The organism is Streptomyces sp. NBC_00878 (assembly GCF_026341515.1).
In the GTDB taxonomy this organism is placed as follows: domain Bacteria; phylum Actinomycetota; class Actinomycetes; order Streptomycetales; family Streptomycetaceae; genus Streptomyces.
In genome coordinates, this window is record NZ_JAPEOK010000001.1 from 154,227 (window position 1) to 178,812 (window position 24,586).

Here is a 24,586-nt window from a genome sequence, read left to right on the forward strand (position 1 = left end):
CCGCACGCCCTCCGCACATCCCGACCCGCTCCCCGAGGAAGTGACGCCCGCATGCCCAGCACAACCGCCACCGAGGAGTCCGGCAGCACCGAGAGCCGCCTGCGCGACTACCTCAAGCGGGCCGTCGCCGACGCCCGCGACCTGCGCGAGCGACTCGCGGCGAGCGAGAGCCGGGGCCGGGAACCGATCGCGATCGTCGGCATGGCCTGCCGCTTCCCCGGCGGCGTCACCAGCCCCGAGGAACTGTGGCGGCTCGTCTCCGAGGGCCGCGACGGCGTCGGCGACTTCCCCCGCGACCGGGGCTGGCCCGTCGACGACCTGTACGCGGAGACGGACGGCACCGCCTCCTCCACCACCCTCGAAGGCGGCTTCCTCGACGACCCTGCGGGCTTCGACGCCGAGTTCTTCGGCATCTCGCCGCGCGAGGCATTCTCCATGGACCCGCAGCAGCGGCTGCTCCTGGAGGTCTCCTGGGAGGCGGTGGAACGGGCCGGTCTGTCCCCGGCCGCGCTGCGGGGCTCCCGCACCGGCGTCTACTTCGGCGGCGGCTCCGAGGACTTCGTCAGCCTCCTGACGACGCTCCAGGGCTCCGAGGACGCCCCCTCGCTGACCGGCATGACCAGCAGCGTCATGTCCGGCCGGGTGGCCTACACCCTGGGCCTCGAGGGCCCGGCGCTGACCGTCGACACCGCTTGCTCGTCCTCCCTGGTCTCCCTGCACCTCGCCGTCCAGGCGCTGCGCGCGGGCGAGTGCGACATGGCGCTCAGCGGTGGGGTGACGGTGATGGCGACGCCCGGCATCTTCCCGGAGTTCGCCCGGCAGGGCGGCCTCGCCTCCGACGGCCGCTGCAAGGCGTTCGCCGAGGCCGCCGACGGCACCGGCTGGGGCGAGGGCGTCGGCGTGCTGGTCGTGGAGCGGCTGGCGGACGCCCGCCGCCTGGGACACCCCGTGCTGGCCGTCGTACGCGGCTCCGCCGTCAACCAGGACGGCGCCTCCAACGGCCTCACCGCCCCCAACGGACCCTCCCAGCAACGCGTCATCCATGACGCCCTCACCAACGCCGGGCTCACCCCCGACGAGGTCGACGCCGTCGAGGCCCACGGCACCGGAACCAAGCTCGGCGACCCGATCGAAGCCCAAGCCGTGCTCGCGACCTACGGACAGAACCGTCAACACCCCCTGTATCTGGGGTCGTTGAAGTCCAACATCGGGCACACCATCGCCGCCGCCGGCGTCGGCGCCATCATCAAGACGGTGCTCTCGCTCCAGGCCGGGGTCCTGCCGAAGACCCTGCACGTCGACGAGCCGAGCAAGCAGGTCGACTGGTCGGCGGGCGCGGTGGAACTGCTGACCCAGGCACGCGATTGGCCCAAGACCGGGCGACCGCGCCGGATGGGTGTCTCCTCGTTCGGCATCAGCGGCACCAACGCCCACCTCGTCCTGGAACAGGGCGACGATCCCGCGACGACCGAGGCGGACACCCTTGCGGGCCCCGTGCCCTGGCTGCTGTCCGCGCGCAGTACGGCGGCCCTGTCGACACAGGCCGCCCTCCTCGTCGACCACCTCGCCGAACATCCCGAGACCCGGCCTCAGGACATCGGGTACGCGTCCGCTGTGTCGCGGGCGGGGTTGGAGTGCCGGGCGGTGGTGGTCGGTGGGGACCGGGAGGCGTTGGAGCGCGGGGTTGCTGCCGTCGCGGACGGTTCGGCTGATCCGGGAGTTGTGCGGGGGCGTGCGGGGACTGGTGGTGTGGTGTTCGTGTTCCCGGGTCAGGGCTCGCAGTGGACGGGGATGGCGCTTGAACTCCTCGACTCCTCCCCGGTGTTCGCGGCACGGATGGCCGAGTGTGAGCAGGCGCTGTCGGGGTTCGTGGACTGGTCACTGAAAGACGTCCTGCAGGGTGAGTTGGAGCGGGTGGATGTCGTTCAGCCCGTGTTGTGGGCGGTGATGGTGTCGTTGGCGGAGGTGTGGCGGTCGTACGGCGTCGAACCGGCCGCTGTCGTCGGCCATTCGCAGGGTGAGATCGCGGCGGCCGTGGTCGCCGGGGCGCTGTCTCTGGAGGACGGTGCCCGGGTGGTGGCGTTGCGGTCGAGGGTGATCCTGGCGCTTTCGGGCCAGGGTGGCATGGTCTCCGTGCAGCTCCCCGCCGGCCTCGTCCGTGAGGAACTCAAGCGCTGGGACGGCCGGATCGACCTCGCTGCCGTGAACGGGCCCGCGTCCGTCGTCGTCGCGGGTGAACCCGGGGCGCTGGACGAGTTGTTGGCGTGGGCGGAGGAGGACGGGGTGCGTGCCCGGCGGATCGCCGTGGACTACGCCTCCCACTCCGCCCATGTCGACGCCGTACGCGAGGAGTTGGCGGATCTGCTCAAGGACGTTGCCCCGAAGCCGTCCCGGGTGGCGTTCTACTCCTGCGTCACCGCCGGCCGGCTGGAGACTGTGGGTCTGGATGCCGCCTACTGGTTCCGCAACCTGCGCCAACCGGTCGAGTTCGAGCAGACCACCCGGGCCCTGCTGGAACAGGGACACACCCTGTTCGTCGAGGTCACCCCCCACCCGGTCCTCACCAGCGCCGTCCAGGAAACCGCCGAGGACCACGGCCGCCAGATCGCCGTCACCGGCACCCTGCGCCGCGGTGAAGGCGGCCCGCAGCGGCTGCTGTTGTCGCTTGGTGAGGCATACGTCCACGGCGCCCCCGTCGACTGGACCCCCTGGTACGAGGGGAGCGGGGCGCGGCGGGTCGCGCTGCCGACGTACGCCTTCCAGCGGCAGCGGTACTGGACGGAGTTGCCGGGTGCGCGGGCCGGGGACGCGGGGGCGGCGGGGCTCGGGCGGGCCGGGCATCCGCTGCTCGGGGCCGTCGTGGAGCTGGCGGAGAGTGAACGCACGGTGTTCACAGGGCGGTTGTCGACCGGTGAACAGCCCTGGACCGCCGACCACGCGGTGTTCGACACGGTGCTGCTGCCGGGCACGGCCTTCGTGGAGCTGGCACTGTGGGCGGGCGACCGGTTGGGCGTGCCGGGCCTCGACGAACTCGTCCTGGAGGCCCCGCTGATCCTGCCCGCCTCCGGTGGCGTGCATCTTCAGGTGGCCGTGGACGAGCCGGACGAGGAGGGGCGCCGGGCCGTGCGCTTCCACTCCCGTCCCGACGGCACGGACGGCGGGCCGTGGACCCGGCACGGCAGCGGGGTGCTCAGCGGGGTGCCGGGGCCGGAGTTCGACCTGGGGGTGTGGCCGCCGGCCGGTGCCGAGCCCGTCGATCTCGACGGCGCCTACGCGAAGATGGCCGAGGAGGGCTTCCGGTACGGGCCGCTCTTCCAGGGGCTGCGGTCCGCCTGGCGGCGCGGTGACGAGGTGTTCGCCGAGGTGGACGTCGACGGCGGTGATCCCGCCTTCCTGCTGCACCCGGCGCTGCTGGACGCGGCCCTGCACGCCTCCGGGCTCCTGCCGGGCAGCCGCGGGACCGGCGGGCTGCCCTTCTCCTGGTCGGACGTGGCGTTGCACGCGACCGGCGCGGGGAGTCTGCGCGTGCGGCTCGCGCGGGCCGGGGCGGAGAGGCTGACTCTGCATGCCACGGACGCACTGGGCGCTCCGGTCGTCAGCGTCGGCGAGCTGGCCTTCCGCCCGGTCACCGCCGGGCAGCTGGCCGTGCCGAGCGGTGCGGTGGACGCGCTGCTGAGCGTCGTGTGGCCCGCGCTGCCGGCCGCTGCCGCGACCGCTGGGAGGTATGCCGTGCTCGGTGGGGAGGCGCTTGAGGGATTCCCCGCCTACGGGACGCTCGCCGAGGTGGACGGTGCCCCGACCGCGGTGGTGGCACTCTGCCCGGTCGAGGCGGTCGACGGGGAGGAGGCGGAGGCCGCCGAGCGTGCCGTCGTCTGGGGGCTGGATCTGCTGCACGGGTGGCTGGCCGGGGAGCGGTCCGGGGTGCTGGTGATCGGTACCCGGGACGCCGCCCCGGTGCCCGGTACTCCGGTCACCGCGACCGGTATCGCGCATGCCGCGCTGGCCGGGCTGGTGCGCTCCGCACAGGCCGAGGAGCCGGACCGGCTGGTGCTGCTGGACACGACCGGGCCGCTCACCCCGGCCGGGCTGGACGCGGCGCTCGCCGCCGGGGAGCCCGAGGTCGCGCTGCGCGGCGGCACGGTGCACGGGCGTCGGCTGGAGCGATGTACCGCGCAGCCGCTCGCCGAGCCTGCCGGGCATGAGCAGTGGCGGCTCGACGTCACCGAGCCCGGCTCCTTCGGCAACCTCGCGCTCGTCCCGGACACTGCGGGGACGGCGTCACTCGGCGCCGGTCAGGTGCGGGTGGCCGTGCGTGCGGCCGGGATGAACTTCCGGGACACTCTCATCGCGCTGGGCATGTACCCGGACGCGGCCCCGCTGGGAAGTGAGGGCTGCGGTGTCGTGACCGAGGTCGGGCCGGGGGTGACCCGGTTCGTGGTCGGCGACCGGGTGATGGGCACACTGGACACCTCTTTCGCGCCGCTGTCCGTGGCCGACGCCCGGCTGCTCGCGCCGGTCCCGGACAGTTGGAGCGACATCGAGGGGGCCGCCGCGACGGTGGCCGCGCTCACCGCCTGGTACGGGCTGGTCGATCTGGGCCGACTGCGGTCCGGGCAGCGGGTGTTGATCCACGCCGGGGCGGGCGGGGTCGGTACGGCCGCCGTGCAACTGGCCCGGCATCTGGGCGCGGAGGTGTTCGCGACCGCCTCACGCGGCAAATGGGACGCGCTGCGCGCCGCCGGACTCGACGACGCGCACATCGCCGACTCCCGCACCCTCGACTTCCACGACACCTTCCTCACCGCCACTGACGGCGCCGGCATGGACGTCGTACTCAACTGCCTCGCAGGCGAGTTCACCGACGCCTCCCTCCGACTCCTCCCACACGGCGGGCGATTCGTGGAGATGGGCAAGACCGATCTGCGCGACCCCGGCCGGCTGGGCGTGGACCATCCCGGAGTGGTGTATCTCCCGTTCGACCTGGCGGAGGCCGGGCCCGAGCGGATCGAGGCCATTCTGGACGCGTTGGGCACGCTCTTCGCGGCCGGGGCGCTCACCCCGCCCCCGACCACCGTCTGGGACGTCCGGCAGGCTCCGGAGGCCTTCCGGGCGCTGGCCCGGACGGCCCTCGTGGGCAAGGCGGTGCTCACGCTTCCGCCGACCGGCTTCACCCCCGGTGAGACCGTGCTCGTGACCGGCGGTACCGGAACGCTGGGGGCGCTCGTCGCCCGGCGTCTCGCCGAACGGCACGGGGTACGCCATCTCACCCTCCTGTCTCGTGGCGGCCCGCAGACCCAGCGGGCCGACACGCTTCGCACCTCGCTGACCAGCATCGGCGCGGATGTGGAGGTCCTGGTCGTGGCCGGCGACATCGGTGACCCCGATTCGCCGGCCCGGCTGCACACCATACTGTCCGGACTCGGGCTCAGGCTCGCGGCCGTCGTGCACTGCGCGGGTACCACCGACGACGGCGCCGTCTCCGCGCTGACCCCCGAACGGCTGGCCGGAGTGCTGCGTCCCAAGGCGTACGGGGTCCAGCACCTGGCGCGGCTCGCCGAACAGCACCCGGGGATACGCCGGTTCGTGCTGTTCTCCTCGGCCGCGGCGGCCCTCGGCTCGCCGGGGCAGGCCAACTATGCGGCGGCCAACGCGTTCCTCGACGCCTACGCCCGTCGGCTCGACCAGGGGGGCCGGTCCGCCGTGTCGGTCGGGTGGGGTCTGTGGGAGGCGGCGAGCACCCTGACCGCCGGTCTCACGGCCGCGGACCATCGGCGGTTGCGCTCGGGCGGTTTCAAGGCACTGTCCGACGAAGAGGGACTGGCCCTGTTCGACGCGGCGCTGGCCGGCACGGTCGCCCAGGCCGCCGTCGTCGCGGCCCCCGTGGACGCGGCCGCGCTGCGTGCCTGGGGTGCGCGGGGATCGCTGCCCGCGCTGCTGCGGTCCCTGGCGGGTTCCGGCGGCGCCGGTGCGCGCCGTCGGGCCGCGCGGGAGACCCGGGAGCCCGGGGATGTGCTGCGTCGGCGTCTTGCCGCCCTGCCTCCGGAGCGGCGGGGCAGTGCGCTGCTCACGCTGGTGCGCGCCGAGGTGTCCGCGGTGCTCGGGCATGCGGCGCCCGCGCTGATCGACCCGGAGCGGTCGTTCCGGGAGATGGGCTTCGACTCGCTGACCGCCGTGGAGTTGCGCAACCGGCTGAACGCGGCCGCGGGGCTGCGGCTTCCGGCCACCCTGGTGTTCGACCATCCTCGGCTGGACGCCCTCGCCGCGTATGTCGGCGGACGGCTCTTCGACGGCGAGGAGGCGGCGGGCGGGGCGCGGGCGGAGGCGAGCGAGGCGCAGGTGCGCAGTCTGCTGTTGTCGGTGCCGCTGCACCGGCTGCGGGAGAGCGGCCTGTTGGACTCGCTGCTCGCGCTGGCCCCGGGCGCCCCTGAGCCGACGGCGCCCGACGTGGTCGAGGAACCCGCGGAGCGGATCGCGTCCATGGATGCCGCCTCCCTCGTGGAGATGGCCAGGAAGCTCTCCGCCGGCTCGGCCTGACTCCGCGGCCGGTCACCGTGCGAGCCGAAGACCCGCCCGGTGACCGGCCGGCGAGGGAGTGGTGTGGTGTTCCGTGCCGTCAGGCCGCTTCGCGTAAGGCTTCCTTGACGTAGAGCGGGAGTTCCTGCCGGGAGGTGATGTCGAGCTTGCGGTAGACCCTGGTGAGGTGCTGTTCGACGGTGCTGACCGTGATGAAGAGTTCCTCGGAGATCTCGCGGTTGGTGGAGCCCCGGGCCGCGAGGACGGCGACGCGCAGCTCCGACTCGCTGAGTTTGGCGGCCGGGTTCAGGGACCGGGGGCCGTGCAGGACGCGGTGGGCGGGGCGGTCGCCGACGGTCAGGGCGGCGATGCGTTCGAGCAGGGCACCGCAGCGGGACTCCTCGGCGAGTTGTCCGGCCTCGCGCAGGACGAGTTCGGCCGGGCCGGTCTGGCCGAGGTCCTGGTACGCCTCGGCGAGGTCGGCCAGGGCGTCGGCCAGCACCCAGCCGCCGCTGATCTCCCGCAGCCGCTCGACGGCGTGGCTGAGCAGGACAGGACGTTCCTGCTGTCCGGCGAGCCGGGCCCGGACCCTGAGCCACTGTCCGGGAAAGAGCATGCCGGTGTTGTCGGAAGCGCGGGCTTCGTGCGCGGCGAGCAGGTGGGCGCACTCCTGGTCGTTGCCGATCCTGAGCCAGGTCTCGGCCGCGTCGATGCGCCAGGCGGGCTCGAACCAGTCGGGCAGCAGCCAGCGCTCGGCGCACTTGCCGATCGTGAGGAAGTCCGAGAGCGCGAGGTGGGGGCGATCGATGCCGGCCAGGAAGTGACCGCGGGCTTGCAGGTAGGAAAAGGAGAAGACGCTCTGCGCGAAGTCGTCCGGCAGTGGCCGGTCGAGCAGCCGGGTGGCCTCCTCGTAGCGGCCGGTGGCGACGCAGACGTCGATGAGGACGGCGAGGGGGCTGCCGTAGAGCCAGTAGCTGGGTTCGCCGGTGCCGGCCGCGAGGACGTCGCGGGCGTAGGTCTCGGCCTCGGTGAGCCGGCCGCGGACGAGCGCGACCTCGGCGCGGACGCCGGTGAAGATCTGCCGCCAGCCCTCGACGCCGCGTTCGGTGGCCTCGCGGATGAAGTGCGCGGCCCACGCGTCGGCGAGGTGGGGGCGTCCCCGGCTCAGGCAGATCAGCGCGGAAACGATCAGTGGGAAGGTGGTGTCGCCGAGCGCGAGGGTGCGCAGGTGTTCCTCCGCGTCGTGCGTCTCGGGGCTGCGGGCGCTCAGTCGGCTGAGGCAGAAGTCGAACTTCAGCAGATCCGTCAGGGACTGTCCGGCGCCGGGACCGAGGGACGAGGTGTCGCAGAGGCCGGGGACAACTTGGAAGAGCCAGGGCCAGTTGTCGCTCTCCGGGTCGTGGCATCCGATGTGGGCGTCCTCGGCCTGCGGGAATGTGGACCGGAGGACCGTGACGCCCTCCTCCATCCGGCCGCATTCGAGCAGCAGCCGGGCGCGTAGGACACTGCGGGCGTGACAGGGTTCGTGGCCGTGGGGGCAGGGCTCTCGCATCGACTGGTCGAGGAATCTGGGAGCGGCTGTCCAGGGTTCGGTGCGCATGCTCAGGACGTAGCGTTTCAGCACCAGGCGGACGAAGTCCCGGCAGTCCGTGGTGTCTTCCTGGGCCAGGGCTAAGCAGTCGTCGGCGAAGCGGGCGTCGTCCTCGTCGAGCGCCTCGGCTGCGGCGCGTTCCAGAACCGCGGCCTGCCAGGTGCCGCCGACGGCGCGGGTCCGCAGGAGCAGGCGGGCCAGTTCGGTGGCGCCGGTGCCGCGTCGGTACAGCAGTTCGCCGGCCTCGGCGTCGAGGCCGGCCCGCTGCGCCTCCCCGACGTGTTCGAGGATTCCGGCGGCGACCAGCGGGTGGCGGATGTGCCAACCGCGGACCAGCCCGGCCGCGTCCAGCAGATTGCGGCCGTAGTCGATCGCGGTGGGACTCAGCCGCAGGACGGCGGCCAGGCTGTCGGGGTCGGAGAACTCGCCGAGCACGGCCATACCGGCGGCGACCTTCAGGGCGAGCGGTCCGCTGTCGCGCGCGCAGTCGACGGCCTCCTGGACGAAGAGGCCGTGCGGTTGGGGCCACTGGGCCATGGACAGCGCCATGCGCAGTTCCTCGGACAGGGCGCGCAGCAGGAGGGGATTGCCGCCGCTGGCGGTCAACGCCTCCTCGACGCTGTCCAGGGAGGAGCTGCCGCGCAGCCAGGTCCACAGTTCGTGGCCCTGCTCCACGGTCAGCGGGCGCAGCCGGACCCAGTGGACATGGGGCTGGCGCAGCAGGTCGCGGTGGAGGGCGGGGGCGAAGGCGCCGCCGAACGGCAGCAGGGTGAGGACCAGCATCACCCGCCTGTTGCCCAGGCGCCGCAGCGCGTCGAGGAGGAGACGGGTGCCGTGTTCGTCCTGGCCCTGTGGGTCGTCACGGCACACGACGATGGGTGCGTCGCGGGACAGGTCTTCCAGTCGGTCGACGAAGTCCTCGACGTCGTGGGCCGTGGCCGCTTCCCCTGCCGGCGCCGTGCGGGGGATCGTGAGGACGGTCGCCCCCTGTTCGGCGCAGTACTGGGCGAACAGGTCGAGGATGCGGGTCTTCCCGCAACCGACGCCGCCCTCCAGAATGACGCTCAGTGCGCTGCCGCGCTGGCACCAGGCATACAGGGCTTTCATGGACTGGAATTCGCCATCTTGGCTGTTAGGCATCATCGTATTCCACCTCTGATCCCACACCCACCGCGAACGCGGCGTGAACACTGTTGGCACGCTAGACAATTAGCCCGGCCACTGCCAAGGAATGTGCCGGAAACCAGCACGCTCACCTTAGTTAACCATTTCGGCGGCCAATCACCGGGCACACCACGACTATAGACGGACCTCTCTGACTTTCAAGTAAAATTTGACGCCTTAAGAGAGTCCTAACGCTCGCATTCGTACCGACACCCCAGAATGGATCTACTGATACCTCACGCCCACCTGACCATTAACGACAGTCCATCCCCCACTCATTTCCGCCATTCTGCTAGCGCAATATATGGGCCAGTGCAGCCCAGCTCCAGTAAATGTGACGAAGAACGCAAGTGGAAAGTGGTTTGCGAAAGGAAAACTTCAAAAAGGCTATTTCACGATCCAAGTCCGGTGAGCCAGTCGTGGATCACCGCGGCGGTCGTCTCCCCGTGCTCCTCGATCATGGAGTGGTGGTCGCCGGGCACGTCCGCCACCTTCAGCGGCACCGGCCACACCGTCTGCCACTCGTCTGGGACCTCCTGAGGGTGCTCCGGGTCCGGCTGGACCGGCCGGGAGGCCCGCAGCAGCAGGCCGGGGGTGGCGAGCGGGTTGGGCTGCCAGGTCTCGAAGAGCGAGAAGTACGACGCCATCGCGGTGAGCCTGAGACCGGTCATCCGGCCGAACTCGGCCTCGCGTTCGAGGGAGCGGGACTCCATGACGTGAACCATGTACTGGGTCTGCGGCATGCCCGCGAGGTAGGTGTCGAGCATGGCGACGCCCGCGGCCGGTGAGCCCAGCTCCTCCAGACGGGTGGCGACCGCGTAGGCGAGGGAGCCACCGGAGGAGCGGCCGGCCAGCGCGAACGGGGCTCCGTCCAGTGTGCGCAGGATGGTCCGCGCGGCGTGCTCGGCCGCCGCCTCGACGCTCCTGGCGACGAGTTCACCGGAGGCGAAGCCCGGCATCATCAGGGAATAGGTGTCCCGCAGCCCGCGCAGCGGCCGGGCCAGGGCGACGAACTCCTGGTCGCTGGCCCACACCGAGGTCGACGGCAGGCCGATCAGCGCCGGTCGGCCGCTGCCGTCGCCGTCGCCCAGTCGCACCAGGCCCGGCGCACGCCCCACGTCCTGCGCCGAGGTGAACGAAGGGCGCAGGCCCGCGGAGTTCATCAGGACCTTGGCCGCCCGGCCGTACTCTCCGACCGAGACGGCGTGCCGGTAGAGCGCCTCCACCGCGTCGGCGACGGACGTCGTGGGATCGGCCGGTGCGGCGGTGGACCCGGAGCGCGGGGCCGGGTCGGTGAACCGGCGGTCGAGGGCGACGGCGAGGGCGGCCGGGGTCGGGTGGTCGAAGACCAGGGTGGGCTGGAGTCGCAGCCCGGCGGCGTCGGCCAGCCTGTTGCGCAGTTCGACGGAGGTCAGCGAGTCGAACCCGAGGTCGCCGAAGGCCCGGTCGGCGTCGATGCCGTCGGGGCTGTCGTGACCCAGGACCCGTGACGCCTCGACGCGCACCAGGCGCAGCAGGGCGTCCGCGCGGGCGGCGGGCTCCAGCGCGGCCAGGCCGCCGCCCGCGACCGGCCGGCCGGCCTCCGCCTGCCTGACCGGGCGGCGAGTACCGCGCACCAGGCCGCGCAGCACTGCGGGGATCTGCTCGGCGGGCAGCCCCGCGGCGGCCTTCAGGGCCAGCCGCAGCGGCACGAGCACCGGCTCCCCCGCGACGGTGAGGGCCTGGTCGAGCGCGGCGAGTCCGGTGTCGGCGGTGAACGGCAGCAGTCCGCCGCCCGTGCCACGGGCCCGTCCGTCGGCGGCGTCCGCCATGCCCCCGACGCCCTGCCAGGGGCCCCAGGCCAGGGACACCACGGGCAGGCCGAGCGCCTGGCGGTGCTGGGCGAGAGCGTCGAGGAACGCGTTGGCGGCGGCGTAGTTCGCCTGTCCCGGGCTGCCCAGAACACCAGCCGCCGAGGAGAACAGGACCAGCGGGACGGGGTGGTCACCGGCCGTCAGCTCGTGCAGGTGCCAGGCCGCGTCCGCCTTGGGCCGCAGGACGGCGTCGAGGCGCTGCGGGGTGAGGTCGAGGGCAAGCCCGTCCTCGACGACACCGGCCAGGTGAAGGACCCCGGCGAGGGGCGCGTCGAGTCCGGCCAGCAGGGCGGAGAGCGCCGCGCGGTCGGCGACGTCGCAGGCGGCGAGGGTCACCCGGGCACCGGCCGCCGTCAGGTCGGCGGCCAGCCGGCCGGCGCCCGGGGTGTCGGGGCCGCGCCGGCCGGTGAGCAACAGGTGCCGCACGCCGTGGTGTTCGACCAGGCGGCGGGCGACCAGGGCGCCGATGCCGCCGATCGCGCCGGTCACCAGGACAGTGCCGTCGGGGTCGAACGCGGGGGCGGCGGCGCCGCCCGCGGCCGGGGCGGCGACGGCCGTCCGGGCGAGCCGGGGCGCGTGGACGGTGCCGGCCCGCAGCGCCAGCTGAGGCTCCCCGCCGGCCACGGCGGCCGGCAGGGCGGCGAGTGCGGTCGCCACTCCCTCGGGGTCGCCGGAGCCGTCGAGGTGGGCGCCGAGGTCGGCCAGGACCAGCCGGCCGGGGTGCTCGCTCTGCACGGCGCGGGCGAGGCCCCAGACAGCGGCGCGGGCCGGGTGCGGGGCGTCGTCGTCCGGACCGGTGGCGACCGCGCCGTGGGTGATCAGGACGAGCGGGACGTCCGTCAGACGGTCGTCGGCCAGCCATTCCTGGAGCAGCGCGAGCGTGTGCCCGCCGAGCGCATGGGCGTCGGCGGCGGGGTCGCCGCTGTCCGGCGCGTCGCACCAGGCGAGGGCGACGGCGGGGACGGGCGCGCCGGAGGCCAGCGCGTCGGCGAGGACCCGGCTGTCCGGGTACGGGACGACGTCACGGCCGGTGGCGGCGGCCAGGCAGGACCGCAGCTCCCTCGGGTCGAGGCCGACCAGCGCCCAGCTCGCTCCGTCGGAGGCGGCCGGGACGGGCAGTTGGGGCCACTGGAACCGGTACAGGTCCGCTCCGGCGGCCGGGGCCTGCGGGGCGCTCGGGGTGCGCAGGGTCAGCGCGTCGACACTCAGCACGGGTTGTCCGTCGGGCGTGGTCAGCTCCACCGCGACCGTGCCGTCGCCCGCGGCGGTGAGCTTGGCCCGCAGTGCGTGCGCCCCGGCGGCGTGCAGGCTGACGCCGGACCAGGCGAACGGCAGTCCGGCCGGGACCGGGGTGGCGTCCCCGTCCTGAGCGGCCAGGATGCCGAGGCCGAGGGGCTGGAGGGCGGCGTCGAGCAGGGCCGGGTGCAGGGCGTGGTCGTCGTCCGAAGCCTCTTCGCGGGCAAGGGACTCGGGCAGGACGACGTCGGCGTGCAGGGCGCCGTCGGTCTGCCACAGGCCGGTCAGCCCGTGGAAGGCGGGCCCGTACTCCAGGCCGCGTTCGGCGGTGGCGAGGTAGAAGTCGTCCAGCGGTACCGGCCGGGCGCCGGGCGGCGGCCAGGTGGCGTCGGCGGCCGGGGCGGGCACGGTGGCCGCGGTGAGCACACCGCCGGCGTGCCGGGTCCACTCGGCGCCGGGCTCCTCGGTGCGGGCGTGGACAGTGAAGGCGCGCCGCCCGGCGGAGTCCGCGGGGTCGACGCCGAGACGCAGGGCGGTGGTGCCGGTCAGCGCGAGCGGCGCGTGGACGACGAGTTCGTCGACCCGGTCACAGTCCGCGTACCGGCCCGCGTGCAGGGCGAGTTCGAGGAAGGCCGAGCCGGGCAGGATCGGGATACCGCCCAGGGCGTGGTCGGCGAGCCAGGGGTGGCGGTCGGCGGCGAGGGAGCCGGTGAACAGCAGCCCGCAGGTCTCCGGGAGCGTGGTGACGGCGCCGAGCAGTGGGTGGTGGGCCGCGTCGAGGCCGAGCGCGGTGACGTCCTGGGCTGCGCCGCCCAGCACGCGCAGCCAGTACCGGCGGTGCTGGAAGGTATAGGTCGGCAGGTCGACGGCGCGGGCGCCGCGGCCTGCGTAGTAGGCGGCCCAGTCGGCCGGGCGGCCGGCGAGGGCGAGCCGGGTGACAGCGGTGACCAGCGCGTCGGCCTCGCCCCGGCCCGCGGAGCGCAGCGCCGCCACACAGGTCACCGGGTCGGGGGTGTGCTCCGCCGCGGTCTCGTCGGCCATCGCGGTCAGGGCGCTGCCGGGCCCTGCCTCCAGGAAGGTGCGCACCCCCCGGTCGAGGAGGGTGCGCACACCGTCCGCGAACCGTACGGAGCCACGGACGTGCCCCACCCAGTAGCCGGGGGAACGCAGTTCGGCGGCCGAGGCCACGCCGCCGGTGACGTTGGAGATGACGGTGAGGTTCGGCTCGTGGAACTCGACCCGGGCCAGTTCGGCGGCGAAGTCGGCGAGCATGGGCTCCATGAGCGCGGAGTGGAAGGCGTGGCTGACCGGGAGCACCTTGGTGCGGTGGCCGCGCCCGACGAACTCGGCGGCGGCCCCGAGTATTGCGGGCTCGGGCCCGGAGACGACGACGGCGGTGGGGCTGTTGACGGCGGCGATGCCGATGTCGCCGCCGTCCGCGCGGGCGGCGAGCACCCCGACAACCTCGGTCTCGGCGGCGTGCACGGCGAGCATGGCGCCCCCGGCGGGCAGCGACTGCATCAGCCGGGCGCGGGCGGCGACCACCCGGCAGGCGTCGGGCAACGTCCAGACTCCGGCGACATGGGCGGCGACGAGTTCTCCGATCGAGTGCCCGATGAGCACGTCCGCGCGCACGCCCCAGCTCTCCAGCAGCCGGTACAGGGCGACTTCCACGGCGAACAGGGCGGGCTGGGTGTATCCGGTGCGGTCGAGGACGGCGCGGTCGGTGTCCTCGGCCAGGACGAGGTCGCGCAGCGGGCGGTCGAGCAGCCCGCCGAAGGCGGCACACACCTCGTCGAAGGCCGCCGCGAACCCGGGATGGCGTCCGTACAGCTCCCTTCCCATGCCGACGCGTTGGGAGCCCTGGCCGGGGAAGACGACCGCGAGCGGGGTCTCCCGGGCGGTGTCCGTGAGGACGTCGGCGTTCGGGGTGCCCGCGGCGAGGGAGCGCAGCCCGTCGAGGAACACGGCCGGGGAGTCGGCGACGACGGCGGCGCGGTGGGCGAGGCCGCTGCGGGTCGTGGCGAGGGAGTGGGCGACGTCCAGCGGTACGACATCGGGGCGGGCCTCCAGATCGGTGAGGAGGGCGGCGGCCTGGTCGCGCAGGGCGGCCTCGGTGTGCCCGGACAGCAGCCAGGGCACGAGCGGGGTGGCCGGCTCGGATGGCTCGACCGGCTCGGGCTCGGGCTCGGGCTCGGGGGTGTGCTCCAGGATGACGTGCGCGTTGGTGCCGCTGATACCGAACGAGGAGACACCCGCCCGGCGCGGCCCGTCCGTCTCGGGCCAGGTCTGTTCCTCCGTCAGCAGCCGTACGCCACCGGCGGACCAGTCGACCTGGCGGGTGGGCTCGTCGACGTGCAGGGTGCGCGGCAGGACGCCCGCACGCATCGCGAGGATCGTCTTGATGACACCGGCGACCCCCGCCGCGTACTGGGTGTGCCCGATGTTCGACTTCACGGACCCGAGCCACAACGGCCGCTTGGGGTTCCGCTCCTTGCCGTAGGTGGCCAGCAGCGCCTGCGCCTCGATCGGGTCGCCGAGCTTCGTGCCGGTGCCGTGCGCCTCGACCGCGTCGACATCGGCCGGGGTGAGCCCCGCGCTGTCCAGGGCGGCCCGGATGACCCGCTGCTGCGAGGGCCCGTTGGGCGCCGTGAGACCGTTCGAGGCACCGTCCTGGTTGACGGCCGAGCCCCGTACGGTCGCGAGGACCCGGTGCCCGTTGCGGCGGGCGTCCGAGAGCCGTTCGAGGACGACGATCCCGACGCCCTCTCCCCAGCCGGTGCCGTCGGCCGTGTCGGCGAACGCCTTGCAGCGGCCGTCGGAGGACAGGCCGCCCTGGTTGGCGAACTCGGCGAACGAGCCGGGCGTGGCCATGACGGTGACGCCGCCCGCGAGCGCGAGGTCGCACTCCCCCGCGCGCAGCGCCTGCCCGGCGAGGTGCAGGGAGACCAGGGAGGAGGAGCAGGCGGTGTCGACGGTGACCGCCGGGCCTTCCAGGCCGAGGACGTAGGAGACGCGCCCGGACATGACGCTGCCTGAGGAGCTGGTCAGGGCGTAACCCCCGGCCAGGGAGGCCGAGTTCATCAGCAGGGCGCCGTACTCCTGCGGGGTGCCGCCGACGAACACGCCGGTGCGGGAGCCGCGCAGCGAGAGCGGCGCGATGCCGGTGCGCTCCAGCGCTTCCCAGGAGACCTCCAGGAGCAGCCGCTGCTGGGGGTCCATGGAGAGGGCCTCGCGCGGCGAGATGCCGAAGAACTCGGCGTCGAAGTCGCCCGCGTCGTACAGGAACGCGCCCTGCCCGGAGAGCGTCGTCCGGCGGCCGGGGTCGTAGAGGGAAAGGGCGTCCCAGCCGCGATCGGTGGGGAAGTCCGCCATCTCGTCGCGGCCCTCGGCGAGCAGCCGCCACAGGTCCTCGGGGCCGCGCACACCGCCCGGGTAGCGGCAGGCCATGCCGACGACGACCAGCGGGTCGTCGTTGTCGGCGGCCCGGCCCGCACGCGGGGTGGCACTCATCTCCACGGCGGCGCCGAGGAGTTCGTCGCGCAGGTACTCGGCCAAGGCGGTGGGGGTGGGGTGGTCGAAGACGAGGGTGGCGGGCAGCTTCAGACCCGTCGCCGCGGCCAGCCGATTGCGCAGCTCGGTCGCGGTGAGCGAGTCGAAGCCGAGGTCCTTGAAGGGCCGCCCACCGGCGATCTGGGCAGGTTCGTCATGGCCGAGGACGGCGGCGGCCCGGCCGCGCACCAGGTCCAGCAGAGCGGCGCGCTGTTCGGCGGTGCCCAGACCCGCGAGGCTCGCCCGCAACTGCCCTGCCGCACTGTCGTCACCCCCGGACGCGCTGTCGCCGGACGGGGAGAGGACGCGAGCGGCCTCCGGGATCTCCTCGATCAGGGGGCGGCGCCGGGACATCGCGTAGACGGGCGCGAACCGCTCCCAGTCCATGTCGCTGACGGTGAGCGTCGTCTCGCCGTACTCGACGGCCTCCCACAGCACGTCCATCGCGGACTCGGGGCGCATCGGCCGTACGCCCATGCGCTGGAGCTGGTCCGCGAGCTGGTCGAAGTCGCTCAGCATGCCGCCGTCGGCCCATCCGCCCCAGGCCACGGAGGTGGCCGTCAGGCCCCGGGCCCGGCGCTCGTGGGCGAGGCCGTCGAGGTAGGCGTTGGCGGCGGCGTAGACACCGTTGCCCGCGCTGCCCCAGACGGCGGCGCCGGAGGAGAACAGGACGAAGGCGTCCAGGTCCAGATGGGCCGTCAGCTCGTCCAGGTGCCGGGCGCCGTCCGCCTTCGCGGCCATGCCGGCGACCAGTTCGCCGGTTTCGACGCCGAGGACGGGGCCGTAGCTGGTGGAGCTGGCTGTGTGCAGGACGGCGGTCAGCGGCCACTGTTCGGGCACGCCGTCGAGGACGGCGGCGAGGGTGTCGCGGTCGGTGACGTCACAGGCCGCGAACGACACCTCCGCACCCAACGCCCTGATTTCCTCGGCGAGTTCGGCCGCACCCGGGGCCGCGCCGCCGCGCCGACCCAACAGCAGCAGATGCTCGGCGCCCTCGGCGGCCAGCCTGCGCGCGAGGTGGGCGGCGATACCGCCGGTGCCGCCGGTGATCAGGACGGTGCCGTGCGGCTGCCACCGTCGCACCGGTACGCGCTCGGTGAGCGGCGCCCGCACCAGTCGGCGCGCGTAGGCGGCCGGGCCCCGGACGGCCAGCTGGTCCTCTCCCCCGGCCGCCCCGGCCAGCAGGGCCGTCAGCGAGGCCGCCGCACCGTCGCTCCACTCGGCCGGCAGGTCGATCAGGCCGCCCCACCGGTCGGGTTGCTCCAGGCCGACGACCTGGCCGAGCCCCCACAGCCGGGTCGCCTCGGCCCGTACGGCGTCCCCGCTCGACACGGAGGCACCGCCCCGCGTCAGCCACCACAGCGGCGCCCGCATCCCGGCCGCGTCCAGCTCGCGAACCACACCGAGCGCCTCCACGGCGGTTGTCGGCAGGCACACGACACCGTCGTACGTGCCCTCGCGCACCGCGTCGGCCACGTCGACCTCGGCACCGGCCGCGCGCAGCGCCTCGGCGACCTCGCGGCCGTCGCCCTCCGGGTCGACCAGCAGCCAGCGCCCGTCTAGCGCCGGGTTCCCGGTCTGCGTGAGCCGACGCCAGGTCACGCGGTAGCGCCAGGCGTCGACCGGGCGGCCGACCCCGGCGGTCGGGGGCATCTCCATCCAGTAGTGCTTGTGCTGGAAGGCGTACGTGGGCAGGTCGACGTCGTCTGCGTCCGGCAGGCAGGGGGTCCAGTCGACGGGGGCGCCGTGGACGTATGCCTCGCCGAGTGACAACAGCAGCCGCTGCGGGCCGCCTTCACCGCGGCGCAGGGTGCCGGTGACGGCGATCTGGCGGCCGTGGTCCTCGGCGGTTTCCTGGACGGCGCTGGTGAGGACCGGGTGGGGGGTGACCTCGACGAACAGGGTGTGTCCCTGTTCCAGCAGGGCCCGGGTGGTCTGCTCGAACTCGACCGGTTGGCGCAGGTTGCGGAACCAGTAGTCGGCGTCCAACCCCACAGTCTCCAGCCGGCCGGCGGTGACGCAGGAGTAGAACGCCACCCGGGACGGCTTCGGGGCAACGTCCTTGAGCAGATCCGCCAACTCCTGGCGTACGGCGTCGACATGGGCGGAGTGGGAGGCGTAGTCCACGGCGATCCGCCGGGCACGCACCCCGTCCTCCTCGGCCCACGCCAACAACTCGTCCAGCGCCCCGGGTTCACCCGCGACGACGACCGCCGACGGCCCGTTGACCGCCGCCAGATCGATCCGGCCGTCCCAGCGCTTGAGTTCCTCACGGACGAGGCCGGCGGGGAGCTGCACGGAGACCATGCCGCCCTGGCCCGAAAGCGCCAGGATCGCCCTCGACCGCAACGCCACCACCCGGGCACCGTCTTCCAGAGACAGTGCCCCGGCGACCACGGCCGCCGCGATCTCACCCTGCGAATGGCCGACGACAGCGGCCGGTTCGACGCCGTACGACCGCCACACCTCCGCCAACGACACCATCACCGCCCACAACACGGGCTGAACGACATCCACCCGCTCCAACTCACCCTGCAGGACGTCCTTCAACGACCAGTCGACGTACGCCGACAGCGCCTGCTCACACTCGGCCATGCGTGCCGCGAACACCGGGGAGGAATCGAGGAGTTCAAGCGCCATCCCCGCCCACTGCGAGCCCTGACCCGGGAACACGAACACCACACCACCAGTCCCCGCACGCCCCCGCACAACTCCCGGATCAGCCGAACCGTCCGCGACGGCAGCAACCCCGCGCTCCAACGCCTCCCGGTCCCCACCGACCACCACCGCCCGGCACTCCAACCCCGCCCGCGACACAGCGAGAGACGCGGCGACGGCGTCGTGAGACATTGCCTGATGCCCCATCAAGTAGCGGGAGAGCACAGTGGCTTGAGCCCGGAGTGCGGACTCCGTGTGACCGGAGAGAATCCAAGGAAGCGGGCCGGTGAGCGGATCGGGGCGAGGGTCTGCCTCGGGAGCCTGTTCCAGGATGACGTGGGCGTTGGTGCCGCTGATGCCGAACGACGAGACACCTGCCCGGCGCGGGCGCCCGGTCTCGGGCCACTCCCGCGCCTGAGTCAGCAGCTCCACCGCACCCGCCGACCAGTCGACTTGGCCGCTCGGCGCGTCGACGTGCAGGGTCTGCGGCAGGACCCCTTCCCGCAGCGCGAGGACGGTCTTGATCACGCCGGCCACTCCGGACACGGCCTGGGTGTGGCCGATGTTGGACTTCAACGAGCCGAGATGCAGCGGACGTTCACGGTTTTGGCCGTACGTGGCGAGCAAGGCCTGCGCCTCGATCGGGTCCCCGAGCCGCGTCCCGGTGCCGTGCGCCTCGACCGCGTCGACCTCGTCGGGGGTGAGCCCGGCGTTGGTGAGGGCCTGGGCGATGACCCGTTGCTGGGAGGGTCCGTTGGGGGCGCTGAGTCCGTTCGAGGCGCCGTCCTGGTTGATGGCCGAGCCACGTACGACGGCCAGTACCTGGTGCCCGTTGCGGCGGGCGTCCGACTGCCGTTCCACGACTAGGAAGGCGACACCCTCCGACCATCCGGTGCCGTCGGCCGCGTCGGCGAAGGCCTTGCAGCGGCCGTCGGAGGCGAGGCCGCCCTGGCGGTCGAACTCGTCGAAGGCGCCCGGGGTGGGCATGACGGCGACGCCGCCCACGAGGGCGAGGTCGCACTCGCCCCGGGTGAGGGCCTGTCCGGCGAGGTGCAGGGAGACCAGGGAGGACGAGCAGGCGGTGTCGACGGTGAGCGCGGGCCCTTCCAGGCCGAGGACGTAGGCGATCCGGCCGGACATGACGCTGCCGCTGTTGCCGGTGAGGAGGTAGCCGCCGGCCTCGCCGCCGTCGCCGAGGAGCGCGCCGTATCCGGTGGGGGTGCCGCCGACGAAGACGCCGGTGCGGGAGCCACGTAAGAACGCCGGGTCGAGCCCGGCGCGCTCCAGCGCCTCCCAGGAGACCTCCAGGAGCTGGCGCTGCTGAGGGTCCATGGCGAGGGCCTCGCGCGGGGAGATACCGAAGAACTCGGCATCGAAGCCCGTCGCGCCGGCCAGGAAACCGCCCTGGAGGCCGCCGGTGTCGCCCCAGGCGTCCCAGCCCCGGTCGTCGGGGGCGCCGCCGATCGCGTCGCGGCCCTCGGCGACGAGCCGCCACAGGTCGTCGGGGTTCGTCACACCGCCGGGGAGACGGCAGGCCATGCCGACGACGACGAGCGGGTCGTCGGCGTCGGCCTGCCGGACGGCGACGGTGCCGGCCAGCGGGTCGGCGCCGCCGTACAGCTCGTGGCCGAGGTGGGTGGCGAGGGCGGCGGGGTTGGGGTGGTCGAAGACGAGGGTCGCGGGGAGTTTCAGGCCGGTCGCGGTGTTCAGCCGGTCGCGCAGCTCGGTCGCGGTGAGCGAGTCGAAGCCGAGGTCGTTGAAGGCGCGCAGGTCGGAGACCTCGGCTGTGTCGGTGTGGCCGAGGACCGCGGCGGCCCGGGTGCGGACGAGGTCCAGCAGGGCGGCTCGACGCTCGCTCTCGGTGAGCCGGCCGAGCCGGGCGCGCAGACTGTCGTCGGACGGTCCCTCGGGGGCGTCGTCTGTTGCGCGCAGGGCCTCCGCCGCCTCGGGGATGTCCTCGATGAGCGGGCGGCGTCGGGCACCGGCGTAGACGGGGGCGAAACGGGACCAGTCGGTGTCGGTGACGGTCAGGGTCGGCTCGTCGTGCTCGACGGCCTCGCGCATGACGGCGAGGGCGAGCGCGGGGTCCAGCAGGGCGAGGCCCATCCGGGCGAGGGACTGTTCGTCGAGGTCGGCGCCCATGCCGCCGCCGCCCCAGATGCCCCAGGCCAGCGAGGTGGCCGGGCGCCCCGCGGCGTGCCGGGCCTCGGCGAGGCCGTCGAGGTAGGCGTTGGCGGCGGCGTAGGCACCCTGGGAGCCGCCGCCCCAGGCGGCGGCGCCGGAGGAGAACAGGACGAAGGCGTCCAGGTCCAGGTGTGCGGTCAGTTCGTCGAGGTGGCGGGCGCCGGTCGCCTTGCCGGTGAGGACCTCGTCCAGCTCCTCGGGGGTCAGGTCGCGCACCTTGGTGTAGCGGACGACTCCGGCCGCGTGGACGACGGCGGTGAGCGGGTGTTCCTCGGGGATGTCGGCCAAGGTCGCGGCGAGGGCGTCCCGGTCACCGGTGTCGCACGCGGCGAACGTCACCGACGCGCCCAACGCCTCAAGTTCCCTGCCGAGTTCGGCCGCGCCCGGTGCGGCGGCGCCGCGCCTGCTGGTGAGGAGCAGGTGGCGGGCTCCCTCGGTGGCGGCCCAGCGGGCCACGTTGGCACCGACGCCTCCGGTGCCGCCGGTGATCAGGACGGTGCCGCGCGGCTGCCAGCGCCGAGCGGGGGTACCTCCCGGCAGCGGGGCGCGCATCAGGCGACGGGCGAAGACCCCGGTGGTGCGTACGGCGAGCTGGTCCTCGCCTCCGGTGCCGCCCGCGAGGACGGCCGCGAGCGCGGCACCCGTGCCGCCGTCCCACAGGGCGGGCAGGTCGATCAGGCCGCCCCACCAGCCCGGCTCCTCCAGGCCGACGACCTGGCCGAGCCCCCACAGGCGGGTGGCGTCGGGCCGTACGGTGTCGCCGGGGGTGACGGCCACGGCGTGCCGGGTCAGCCACCACAGCGGGACCTTGGTGCCGGAGGCTCGCAGGTCCTGGACGAGGGCGACGGCGTCGGCGGGGCCCTGCGGCAGCGCCACGACGCCCGCGTAGTCGCCCGCCGCGCCGCGCGCGTCCGGCGCGGTCTCCACCTCGGCGCCCGCGTCCCGCAGGGCCTGGGCCACGGCCGACGTGTCCTCGGTGTCGGGCGTGACGAGGAGCCATCTGCCGGTCAGCTCCGTGCTGTCCGGCGCGGTCGGCCGCCAGGCGATGCGGTAGCGCCGCGCATCCTCCGGCCGGCTCCCGGCCGGGCTTCCCGGGCGCGGCCAGTACCGCCGGTGCTGGAAGGCGTACGTCGGCAGCGGCACCGGCCGCCCGCCGCCCCCGAGGACGGTGGCCCAGTCGACGCCCACGCCATGGACGTACGCCTGCCCGAGGGCCGCGGTCAGCGCCTCCCGTTCCCCTCGGTCCCGGCGCAGTGCCGGGACGGTCACGAGGTCGGGGACGGTGTCCCGTACGGTCGTCAGCAGCGAGCCGTCCGGACCGACTTCGAGCACGGTGGAGACGCCCTGTCCGGCCACGGCCCGGACTCCGTCGGCGAAGCGGACGGCGGCGCGGACGTGGCGTGCCCAGTACTCGGGGGTGGTCAGTTCCTCGCCCGCGATCTCACCGGTGATGTTGGAGACGACGGGGATGACCGGCTCGGCGTACGTCACTTCGGCGAGGACGCGCGCGAAGTCGGCCGGCATCGGGTCCATCAGTCCCGAGTGGAAGGCATGGCTGACGTTGAGTCGTTTCACTCGGCGGCCCCGGGCGGCGAACCCGTCGGCTGTTGCCTTCACGGCGTCTTCCTCACCGGAAAGCACCACCGCGCGGGGGCCGTTGACTGCTGCGAGCCATACGCCGGGGGTCTCCTGCACCTCCGTCTCCTCCGCCTCTACGGCCCACATGGCCCCGCCGGACGGCAGGGCCTGCATCAGGCGCCCACGCGCCGCCACGACCCGGCAGGCGTCCTCCAGTGACCACACCCCGGCGACGTACGCGGCCACCAACTCGCCCAGGGAGTGCCCGAAGACGACGTCGGCGTGGATGCCCCACGACTCCAGCAGGCGGTACAGCGCGACCTCGACCGCGAACAACGCGGGCTGTGCCAACCCGGTCTCCGCCAACTCCTCGGCCGTGCCTTCGAATACGGATTGCTTCAGCTCCAACCCGTCGAAAGCGGCGCACACTTCATCGAAGGCGGCGGCGAACACTTCGTACGCCTCGTACAACTCCCGCCCCATGCCGACCCGTTGTGAGCCCTGGCCGGAGAAGGCGACGGCCACTCCCCCGCCGGTGACGGTTCCCTGGACGAGGGCTGTGGTGTCCTCGGCGTCGGTCAGGGCCTTCAGGCCCCGGGTGAGAGCGGGGAGGTCGGTGGCGGTGAGGACGGCGCGGTGGTCGAGGGGGGTGCGGGTGGTGGCGAGGGCGTGGGCGAGGTCGGGGAGGGTGGGGGCGGGGGCGGGGTGCTCGGCGAGGTGGGTGAGGAGGCGGGCGGCCTGGGCGCGGAGCGCCTCGGGGGTGCGGGCGGTGAGGGTGACGGGGACGGCGGGGAACGTGCGGGCGGTCCGCGAGGGCTCCGGGTCAGGTACCGGGTCGGGTTCCCGGTCGGGTTCCGGGGCTTGTTCGAGGATGACGTGGGCGTTGGTGCCGCTGATGCCGAAGGAGGACACGCCCGCGCGGCGCGGGCGGCCGGTCTGGGGCCAGGGCTGTTCCTCGGTCAGGACGCGGACGGCGCCGGCGGTCCAGTCGACCTGGCGGGTGGGCTCGTCGACGTGGAGGGTGCGGGGCAGGACGCCCTCGCGTATCGCCATGATCATTTTGATGACGCCGGCGATGCCCGCCGCGAACTGGGTGTGGCCGAGGTTGGACTTGATGGAGCCGATCCACAACGGCCGCTCCTGCGGGCGGCCTCGGCCGTAGGTGGCGAGCAGTGCCTGGGCCTCGATGGGGTCGCCGAGCTTGGTGCCGGTGCCATGGGCCTCGACGGCGTCGACCTCGTCGGCCTGGAGCCCGGCGCCGGCCAGCGCGTCGCTGATGACCCGCTGCTGGGAAGGGCCGTTGGGGGCGGTGAGCCCGTTGGAGGCACCGTCCTGGTTGACGGCACTCCCCCGGACCACCGCCAGTACGTGATGCCCGTTGCGGCGGGCGTCCGAGAGCCGCTCCACGACGAGCACTCCGGCGCCCTCGCCCCAGCCGGTGCCGTCGGCGGCGTCGGCGAACGCCTTGCAGCGGCCGTCGGAGGCGGAGCCGCCCTGGCTGTCGAACTCGCCGTAGATGGCCGGGGTGGTCATGACGAGGACGCCGCCGACGAGGGCCAGGTCGCACTCCCCGGCGCGCAGGGAGCGGGCGGCGAGGTGGAGGGCGACCAGGGAGGAGGAGCAGGCGGTGTCGACGGTGAGGGCGGGGCCTTCGAGGCCGAGGGTGTAGGCGATGCGGCCGGAGAGGATACTGGCGGGCAGGCCGGTGATGGCGTAGCCGTCGGTGTCGTCGGGCGAGCCGGCGAGGAGGGCTCCGTATTCCTGGGGGGCGCCGCCGACGAAGACGCCGGTGCGGGAGCCGCGCAAGGACGCCGGGTCGAGCCCGGCGCGCTCCAGTGCCTCCCAGGAGACCTCCAGGAGTTGGCGCTGCTGGGGGTCCATGGCGAGAGCCTCGCGGGGCGAGATACGGAAGAAGCCGGAGTCGAAGTCGGCGGCGGAGGGCAGGAAGGCGCCCTGGTGGCCGGGGTCGTAGGAGGGCAGGTGCTGCCAGCCCCGGTCGGCGGGCGGTCCGGTCATGGCGTCGCGGCCTTCGGCGACCAGCCGCCACAGCGACTCGGGGCCTTCGACGCCGCCGGGGAAGCGGCAGCCGATGCCGACGACGGCGAGGGGTTCGGTGGCGGCGGAGGTGAGCTGCTGGTTGCTGCGGCGCAGCCGCTCGTTCTCCAGCAGCGCCGTGCGCAACGCGTCGATGGCCTCGTCGAGGGACGTGTTCATAGCCTTGTGGCTCCCTGGGTTCTGCCGCCCGGTGGTGCCGCCG

At 73.8% G+C, this 24,586-nt stretch carries 3 protein-coding genes; 1 reads left to right on the plus strand and 2 read right to left on the minus strand.

Annotated features, from left to right (window positions below):
• The first annotated feature begins 51 nt into the window (after positions 1-51).
• Positions 52-6,534: a type I polyketide synthase gene (locus OHA11_RS00640; protein ID WP_266490865.1), complete on the plus strand. Its 6,483-nt coding sequence runs from the start codon at positions 52-54 to the stop codon at positions 6,532-6,534.
• 79 nt (positions 6,535-6,613) lie between these two features.
• Here OHA11_RS00640 and OHA11_RS00645 read toward each other — a convergent pair whose 3' ends face one another.
• Complete coding sequence (locus OHA11_RS00645) at positions 6,614-9,211, minus strand: LuxR family transcriptional regulator (RefSeq protein WP_266490868.1); 2,598 nt, start codon at positions 9,209-9,211, stop codon at positions 6,614-6,616.
• 449 nt (positions 9,212-9,660) lie between these two features.
• Positions 9,661-24,543 carry a type I polyketide synthase gene (locus tag OHA11_RS00650; RefSeq protein ID WP_266490870.1) on the minus strand — a complete coding sequence of 4,961 codons (14,883 nt, stop codon included), beginning with the start codon at positions 24,541-24,543 and terminating at the stop codon, positions 9,661-9,663.
• Positions 24,544-24,586: the final 43 nt, after the last annotated feature.

Bases quoted from the DNA above. Each gene is read 5' to 3' on its own strand.
- OHA11_RS00640 (WP_266490865.1), top strand. From the start codon at position 52: ATGCCCAGCACAACCGCCACCGAGGAGTCCGGCAGCACCGAGAGCCGC.
- OHA11_RS00645 (WP_266490868.1), bottom strand. From the start codon at position 9,211: ATGAAAGCCCTGTATGCCTGGTGCCAGCGCGGCAGCGCACTGAGCGTC.
- OHA11_RS00650 (WP_266490870.1), bottom strand. From the start codon at position 24,543: ATGAACACGTCCCTCGACGAGGCCATCGACGCGTTGCGCACGGCGCTG.